Genomic DNA, 7,707 nt, shown 5'->3' on the forward strand with positions numbered 1-7,707 from the left:
CGGCTTCGGAATCCCCGCCCTTCACCGCGGCATAAACCGCATTCTCGATCAGCAACACCGCATCGCCCTTGCCCGCGCGAGCGAGACAATCTTCCAGGGCGCGGCTTTCCTGGGGCGAGCGGTTGACCAGATGCAGAACTGCCATCAGCACGAGATCACAAGGTCATGTTCCGCCGTCAATCCGGCGATGTCCGCTCTTTCCACAACGCGCACGGGGATAACGAGATCCTCGGTCGTCAAATGCCTTCCCCGCAAAGACTCCCGCTCGACAAAAACATCCTCCACATCGTACAAAGCCAAGGCTTCGAACAAGGGAGCGACGGGTTTCAGCCCGTTCGGTTCGAACCTCTGACCCCGTTTGAGCAGGAACACGCCATCGTCCAGCATCAGGAGCCGTACGGCCTGATCGAAAGCGGCGGCGGTCATGACCATGTCCAGCGATTCCCGGACTCTTGCGCCGTTCCGAGGGGCACTGCGCATCACAAACAAGAATTTTTTTTGCACCGATTCAACCACCAAAAACCAATACCCGGTCGGCCTTCAGACAGGCGTCCACCCATTGTCCCAAGCCGCCGATCCGAAAACCGTCCGCCCCGGTTGCCGGCATGCCGCGCCGCTGCGCGGCCGAAACGCACAGCACCAGGTCGATCCCGTGCTTATCGGCGAGATCGGGCCAGGGCGGAACCGAAACTTTGTCCTCCGCCGATAAACCGGATCGCAGCGCGTTATAAACCCCGTCATGGTAAAAGAACACGCACACGATTTCGTGATCTTTATCCAACGCGGCTTTGATAAACTGATAGGCAGTGCGCGCCGATTGAGCGGAACAAGGCCCGGCATTGACCTGAATGGCGTATTTCATCGCGGCGACACCCTTTCGAAAAAACGGTTCATCGAGTAACCGTACACCGTGGACTCATTCACACCCGCGCCGCACACGGCGCTGAAACATCATGAAATTCGACAAACTGCTTGCATCGCTGTTGATTCTCAGCTACGGCTCATTGGCGCTGCAACCCGCCCATGCGCAACTCAACCTGGAGTTGCCCGAAATCGGCGACCCGACCGGAACCCTCATGACGCCGCAGCAGGAGAAGGAACTCGGCGCAGCGTTCTACCGCAAGTTGCACGCCCAGCTCGAAGTCAGCCAAGATCCGGAAGTCAACGATTACATCCAGTCCATAGGGCAGAAACTGGCCGGGTCCAGCGACAACCCCGCGCAAGCGTTTCATTTCTTCGTGGTCAGCGATCCCACGGTCAACGCATTCGCGGGGCCGGGCGGATACATCGGCGTCAACTCCGGACTGATCCTGACCTCGGAAGCCGAGAGCGAACTCGCTTCGGTACTGGCCCACGAAATCGCGCACGTCACGCAGCGGCATCTTTATCAAACATTCCAGGCCGCCGGCCGCCTGGCGCTGCCCACCGCCGCGGCCATGCTGGCCGCCGTTCTGCTGGGCGCGAAATCCGCGCAACTGGGCCAAGCCGCCTTGATGGCCGCGCAAGCCGCCAATATCCAGTATCAAATCAATTTTACCCGCGACAACGAGGCCGAAGCCGATCGCGTCGGCATGCAGATTTTATCGAAGTCGGACTTCGACCCGCGCGCCATGCCGACGTTCTTCGAAAGAATGCAGCAATCCACCCGCTTCGTCGGCCGAGAATTGCCGGAGTTCCTGCTGACCCACCCGGTGACCGTGTCCCGTATCTCGGATACGCGGGGACGCGCGGAACAGTTTCCGTATCGGCAATATCCGGATTCTTTCGCCTATCAGCTCGTCCGCGCCAAGCTGCGGGTGCAGACCGCCGCCCGCCCGCAGGACGCGCTGAATTATTTCAAGGCGGTCAGCGGCCAGGGCACCAAGCTGCAACAGGATGTTTCCGCCTACGGTTTAGCCTTGGCACTGATCGCCAACGCGCGTGCCGGGGAAGCCAAACCGATCCTGCAGCGGCTGATGGAGATTTATCCCGATCAGTCCCATTTCGCCAATGCGCTGGCCAGCGCCGAACGGGAGACCAAGAATTACCCGCGCGCGATCCAGCTTTACGAATCGGCCCTGCAACGCTTTCCGGAAAACCGGGCGCTGACGCTCAACTATGTCCGCACGCTGCTCACCACCGGCAAAGCGGAACAGGCGCGCAAGCTGCTGCAGAACTACGCCCGCCGCCATCCGCCTACGCCGGAAGTCTACAACCTGCTGGCGCAAGCCTATAGCCAGCTCGGGAACGATGCCGAATCGCACCGCTATGTCGCCGAATCCTATTACGCCTCGGGCCAGAACCGCGCCGCCATACTGCAACTTCGGCTAGCCAGAAAAACGGCCGGCGACAATTTTTATCTGAATTCCGTCATCGACGAGCGCTTGAAGCAGCTGCTCGCCGAAGAGGAAGAGCGCAGAAAGCAGTGAGCCATAGAAACCGCGGCGGCCGGAGTTTATTCCAGATCCTGCACGCCACGCTCGATTTCGCCGTGCTTTCGAAGCTGCCGCTTGAGGATCTTGCCCGCGGCGTTTTTCGGTAACTCCGGCTGAAAGACGATCTTGCGGGGAATTTGATGCCGCCCGAGGTGCTCCCTGCAGAAAGCGCGGACTTCGCTTTCCGTGATCGGCTTGGACTCGTCTATCGCGATATACGCGACCGGAATTTCGCCGTGCAAATCGTGCGGCTCTCCGACCACCGCGGCCTCGCGGATCGGCGGAAAGCGGTATAGCACCTCCTCGATCATGCGTGGATAAACGTTCATGCCGTTGACGATGATCAGATCTTTCTTGCGATCGACGATGCTGAAATAGCCGTCTTCGTCCCGCGTACCGAGATCGCCGGTCAGAAGCCATTCGCCGCGAAACACTTCCCGGGTCGCGTCCGGCTGCATCCAATAGCCCTTCATCACGTTGGCACCGCGTACGGCAATCTCGCCGACTTCGCCGCACGGCAACTCGCGCCCGTCTTCGTCGACGATTTTCATCTCGACTCCGGGAACCGGCAAACCCACGGTTCCCGGTTTGATGAGGCCGTCGATCGGATTCACGCAGGTTACCGGGGAACACTCGGTCGGTCCGTCGCCCTCGTAGATCCTGATGCCGAATTTTTCCTCGAAGCGCCGCAACACGTCGACCGGAAGCGCAGCGCCGCCGGAAACGCAATAGCGTATGGAGGAAAGGAGCGGCGCACGCTCGTCTTTGAGTCGCAACAGTACCGAATACATGCTGGGCACGCCGAGAAAAATCGTGGCTCGGCTGGCATGGATCGCGTCGACGACCTGATCGGGCTCGAATCGCGGCAGGGGAATGAACGCACAGCCGTTGGTCAGGGGCGTGAGCATGCCGACGGTTGCCGCGAATGCGTGAAACATCGGAAGAACCAGCAGCACGACATCCTGCCCCGGACGCCAGTGCATGGCTTCGCGGACGCTGCGCGTGTTGGCGACCAGATTGCCGTGGGTCAGCATCGCCCCCTTGGGACGGCCGGTGGTTCCCGAGGTGTAGAGGATGACGACCAGATCCTCTTGCGGGTCGCAATCGATATTCGGTACCGGCGCGTCGGATCTTAGAAAAGCATCGAACGCCTCGGCGCCTTCGACTTCTCCGCCGATGGATACGCGAAACTCGATTCCCGGCGCAGCCTGAAGCGCGGATTCCGCCTGTTTCGAAAAGGCTTGATGGAAAATCAAGCCCTTGGCGCCGGAATCGTTGAGAATGAAGCCGATTTCTTCCGTGTTCAGCAGCAAATTGATCGGAACGACCGTGGCCCCGGCTTTCACGATGCCGGTATAGGCAATGGCGAATTCCGCCGAATTGGGGCAGTAAAGGGCAATCCTGTCCCCTTTGACCACGTCTCGGGCCGCCAGGGCCGCCGCCACGCGATCCGATCGGTTGCCTATGGTGGCATGATCGATGACCTGAGAGCCCTGGATTACCGCGGGCCGATCAGGATAAAGCCGGGCGCTCTCCCGGAGTGCATGGATCAATGACGACATCCTGGCACCTTCTCGTCGGTTTATGCCCTCGTCAGGGCAGCAAAAACGGAAAAAATAATCCCGCCGGGCTAGAGGCACAACGGCGGGATTATTTTATTTGACCGATTGCTTACTTAATTGACGACTCTGTGTCCCCGATTGCGGAGGCAATTGATGTAAGACCGCTTGTATTGATCGTCGCCCGAGACCCCGCTGTAACCAGCGCCGCCGAGGCCGCCCGCGGCAGCGCCGATCGCGGCACCGCCGCCGGGATTGCCAGCGACAGCGCCGACCGCGGCGCCCGTTGCGGCACCTAGCAATGCGCCTGCAGCAGCACCCTTCGCCGCTTCCGTTCCGGTACTGCCCGCTTGGCGAGCGAGCATTTTGCACTCTTCCATATCCTGCTGCAGCCGATAGGCATTCGGATCGTTATACGTGTCCACCACAGGCTCCCATCCGGTGTAGGTTGCGCAACCGCTCAGAATCAACACGGTGCAAAGAAATACAGGTAGCTTTTTGACCATAAGTCGTTTCACTCGTATAGGACGTTAATCGATATCTCAGCAACAGTATCCGGAACACAGGTACTGAATTGCTCTGCCTACTATAGCAAACTCACTCTGCTCAATCCGCAGGAATACGTATCGTAATGTTTCCGACCGTCATTCAACCCAGAATGGCTTCGCCACGGGCCAAATTCGGGAGCTGGCCGCCCAAGCCCATCGCGTATCGCATGACCAATTTCTTGGCCGGCGTGATTCGCTCCGCCAAACCCAGCCCCAGATTCCGAATGAATCGGAGCGGACGGTTCGCGTTTCCGAACACGCGATAGAACAGGTCCATCGTCGTCATCATGACCAGGTTGTTGCTGCGGCGCATGCTTTCGTAAGTTTGCAGCACATGGGCTGCGCCGATGTCCTGGCCATTCTTGTGAGCGCCGACCAGCACCTGCGCCAGCGCCGCAGCGTCCAGAAGACCGATGTTGACGCCCTGCCCCGCCAGCGGATGAATCATGTGGGCCGCATCGCCGATCAAAGCCACGCCCTCTTTACTGTAACTCAAGGCATGCTGACGCTTGAGCGGGAAGCTGCCTTTCGCCTCGATACGCTTGATCTCGCCCAGAGCCGAGGGGAACGCAGCGATAAGCTCCCGGAGCAGCGCGTCATCCGGCAAAGCCTTCAGGCGTTTGATGTCCTCCGGCGCCTCGTACCAGACGAGAGATGCATGAGGCCCGTCCAGCGGCAGGAAAGCCTGGGGTCCCTTGGGGGTAAAGCGTTGCCAAGTGATGTCCTGCTGGCTGTATGCGGTTTCCACCGTCAGCACCAGGGCGTGCTGCTCGTAATCCCAACCGCTTACTCCCATGCCGGCCACTTGCCGCACCCGGGAATAGCCGCCATCCGCGGCAACCAACAAGCGCGCCGACAAGACGCGGCCGTCGTCCAATTCGACGGTCGAGCCTTGCGGCCCGTAATCGATCATTTTGGTTCTGGCGGGACAAAGAAAATCGATATTGGAAAATTCGACCAGGCGGTCGAGTAAAGCCAGCTGGATTACCCGGTTCTCGACGATATAGCCCAAGACCGGCTCATCGATGTCCTCGCTCCGAAACTCGACATCGCCCGACTCTTCCCATACCCGCATCCTCCGGAACGGGCAAAACCGGCGCGAAGCGATGCCTTTCCATGCGCCCACGGTTTTGAGAATGCTGGCGGACGCGATGCTGATCGCGGACACGCGAAGATCGTGGGGCTGCTCCGACGCAAACGCCGGCGGCGGGGCATCCTCGATCACGGCAACTCGCAGACTGCTTCCTCCGAGGCCACACCCCAAAGCGGCACCGACCATGCCGCCGCCCACAACGATCACGTCATATTTTTCGGTCATTCTCTATTCCTCATGCTTGGCTTGGCGCGCATGTTCAACCACGCTGCGAAACCGCCTCGAATTTCCGGCCATAAAGTAAAGGTAACCGGGCTCGGCAAGCAATACCGGCTTTGTCTCGCCGGCTCGGGGGCGGACGGTCGGGCGGCGAGCGGGTCCATTCTCTATCGAAACAAGTCGTTTCACCACCTTATTCACAACAAACACTGAGTGCGCAAGCTTGGCGCCCTTGAAAAGACCGGCCGGATTCTTTATATTTCTTGCCCATTTTGGCTAAATGGGCGGCCTCACGTCGCCATTTCGGATATTTCAAAACCAACTGCGAACACGAATTCTTGACTGTCGCGGCGGTCCATTACTGGAGCCGCAATATTCTCTTGTAAACCGCGAACCGGCAAACGACAGACCACACCCCTGACAGAGGTACACCATGAGTTTCAATGCCATACCCGCCAAGCAAGGTCTATACGACCCGCGCAACGAACACGACGCTTGCGGCGTAGGTTTCATCGCTCACATCAAAGGCCATAAAAGCCACGACATCGTCTGCAAGGGGCTGGAAATTTTAAGAAACCTGACTCACCGCGGAGCGGTAGGCGCCGATCCGTTGGCGGGCGATGGGGCCGGCATTCTCATTCAAATACCGGATGCTTTTCTCCGCGACGAATGCTCCGCACTCGGGATCGCCCTTCCGGATTACGGTCACTATGGCGTCGGCATGCTGTTTCTGCCGCGCAATCCGGAACATCGCGCGACCTGCGAACAAATCGTCGAAGATTTCATTCGCACCGAAGGCCAAACCGTTCTCGGCTGGCGCGATGTTCCGGTAGACAACTCGACGCTCGGGGAATCGGTCAAGACAATCGAACCCGTGATTCGCCAGGTTTTCGTGGGGCGGGCGGAAAGTTGCCGGGATCAGGACGCGTTCGAGCGCAAGCTGTTCGTCATCCGCAAGCAGATCGACAAGAAGATTCGTGCCTTGAATCTCGAGGAAGGCAAGATGTTCTACATCCCTTCCTTCTCGTCCCGCACTTTGGTTTACAAGGGCATGCTGCTGGCCGATCAGGTCGGCGTGTTTTACCGCGACCTCCGCAACGAGCAAATGGTGTCGGCGCTTGCCCTGGTGCACCAGCGGTTCTCCACCAACACCTTCCCGACCTGGGATCTGGCCCATCCTTTCCGAATGATCGCCCACAACGGCGAAATCAACACCTTGCGCGGCAACATCAATTGGATGGCCGCTCGACGCCATTCGATGTCGTCCGAAGTTCTGGGCGAAGATCTCGACAAGATCTGGCCGCTGATCGCCGACGGCAAGTCCGATTCCGCCAGCTTCGACAATGCGCTGGAGCTTCTGGTCATGGGGGGCTATTCGCTGGTCCACGCCATGATGCTGCTGATCCCGGAAGCGTGGGCCGGCAATCCCTTGATGGACGAAAAACTCCGCGCCTTCTACGAATACTACTCGGCCCTGATGGAACCCTGGGATGGTCCGGCCGCCGTGGCCTTTACCGACGGACGGCAGATCGGCGCCACGCTCGACCGTAACGGCCTGCGTCCGGCGCGCTATCTCATCACCGATGACGACACCGTGGTGATGGCCTCCGAGATGGGCGTGCTGACCATTCCGGAACACAAGATCGTCAAGAAATGGCGTTTGCAGCCCGGCAAGATGTTCCTGATCGACCTCGAACAGGGCCGTATCATCGACGATGCCGAAATCAAATCGGAACTGGCCAATCGCGAGCCGTATCAGCAGTGGCTCAACGATACCCAGATTCAATTGGAGAAGCTGCCGGCCGAAATCGCCGCGATGCCGCCCGATTCGGAGACCCTGCTCGATCGGCAGCAGGCTTTCGGCTATACCCAGG

7 protein-coding genes and 1 pseudogene are annotated in these 7,707 nt (G+C 59.3%); 2 read left to right on the top strand and 6 right to left on the bottom strand.

The annotated features are described in order from the left end of the window. The 3 genes from ABJK70_RS17080 to tusD all read right to left on the bottom strand — a co-directional run. Positions 1-145: DsrH/TusB family sulfur metabolism protein (locus ABJK70_RS17080; RefSeq protein WP_347258560.1), on the bottom strand; the 145-nt coding region annotated here is incomplete at its 3' end. Next, a complete protein-coding gene (gene tusC / locus ABJK70_RS17085; protein WP_347258558.1) occupies positions 145-504 on the bottom strand; it encodes a sulfurtransferase complex subunit TusC in 360 nt (119 codons plus the stop codon). The genes tusC and ABJK70_RS17080, both read right to left, overlap by 1 nt. A 4-nt stretch (positions 505-508) precedes the next feature. Further along, positions 509-862 carry a sulfurtransferase complex subunit TusD gene (gene tusD, locus ABJK70_RS17090; RefSeq protein WP_347258559.1) on the bottom strand — a complete coding sequence of 118 codons (354 nt, stop codon included), beginning with the start codon at positions 860-862 and terminating at the stop codon, positions 509-511. A gap of 91 nt (positions 863-953) precedes the next feature. Here tusD and ABJK70_RS17095 point away from each other — a divergent pair, with 91 nt between their 5' ends. Then, positions 954-2,408 carry a M48 family metalloprotease gene (locus tag ABJK70_RS17095; RefSeq protein ID WP_077729193.1) on the top strand — a complete coding sequence of 485 codons (1,455 nt, stop codon included), beginning with the start codon at positions 954-956 and terminating at the stop codon, positions 2,406-2,408. Positions 2,409-2,434: 26 nt separating this feature from the next. On the opposite strand, the gene ABJK70_RS17100 is transcribed toward ABJK70_RS17095, so the two are convergent. The 3 genes from ABJK70_RS17100 to ABJK70_RS17110 all read right to left on the bottom strand — a co-directional run bounded on the left by ABJK70_RS17100 (position 2,435) and on the right by ABJK70_RS17110 (position 5,839). Beyond that, a complete protein-coding gene (locus tag ABJK70_RS17100; RefSeq protein WP_077729194.1) occupies positions 2,435-3,976 on the bottom strand; it encodes a long-chain fatty acid--CoA ligase in 1,542 nt (513 codons plus the stop codon). Positions 3,977-4,089: 113 nt separating this feature from the next. Continuing rightward, on the bottom strand, positions 4,090-4,479 hold the full coding sequence (locus ABJK70_RS17105) for a glycine zipper family protein (protein WP_086135442.1): 390 nt from the start codon (positions 4,477-4,479) through the stop codon (positions 4,090-4,092). Between the two features lie 142 nt (positions 4,480-4,621). Beyond that, the gene (locus ABJK70_RS17110) at positions 4,622-5,839 is read right to left on the bottom strand and encodes a UbiH/UbiF/VisC/COQ6 family ubiquinone biosynthesis hydroxylase (RefSeq protein WP_086135441.1); all 1,218 of its coding nucleotides are present in this window, start codon (positions 5,837-5,839) and stop codon (positions 4,622-4,624) included. A 427-nt stretch (positions 5,840-6,266) separates the two neighbouring features. On the opposite strand from ABJK70_RS17110, the pseudogene ABJK70_RS17115 reads away from it, so the two are divergent. Beyond that, a pseudogene (locus tag ABJK70_RS17115) lies at positions 6,267-7,707 on the top strand (glutamate synthase subunit alpha); the annotation flags it as partial.

The organism is Methylocaldum sp. (assembly GCF_039794385.1).
GTDB lineage: Bacteria > Pseudomonadota > Gammaproteobacteria > Methylococcales > Methylococcaceae > Methylocaldum.

What these genes read in the sequence shown, in the direction of transcription:
- tusD (WP_347258559.1), bottom strand. Translation starts at nt 862, where the DNA reads ATGAAATACGCCATTCAGGTCAATGCCGGGCCTTGTTCCGCTCAATCG.
- ABJK70_RS17095 (WP_077729193.1), top strand. Translation starts at nt 954, where the DNA reads ATGAAATTCGACAAACTGCTTGCATCGCTGTTGATTCTCAGCTACGGC.
- ABJK70_RS17100 (WP_077729194.1), bottom strand. Translation starts at nt 3,976, where the DNA reads ATGTCGTCATTGATCCATGCACTCCGGGAGAGCGCCCGGCTTTATCCT.
- ABJK70_RS17105 (WP_086135442.1), bottom strand. Translation starts at nt 4,479, where the DNA reads ATGGTCAAAAAGCTACCTGTATTTCTTTGCACCGTGTTGATTCTGAGC.
- ABJK70_RS17110 (WP_086135441.1), bottom strand. Translation starts at nt 5,839, where the DNA reads ATGACCGAAAAATATGACGTGATCGTTGTGGGCGGCGGCATGGTCGGT.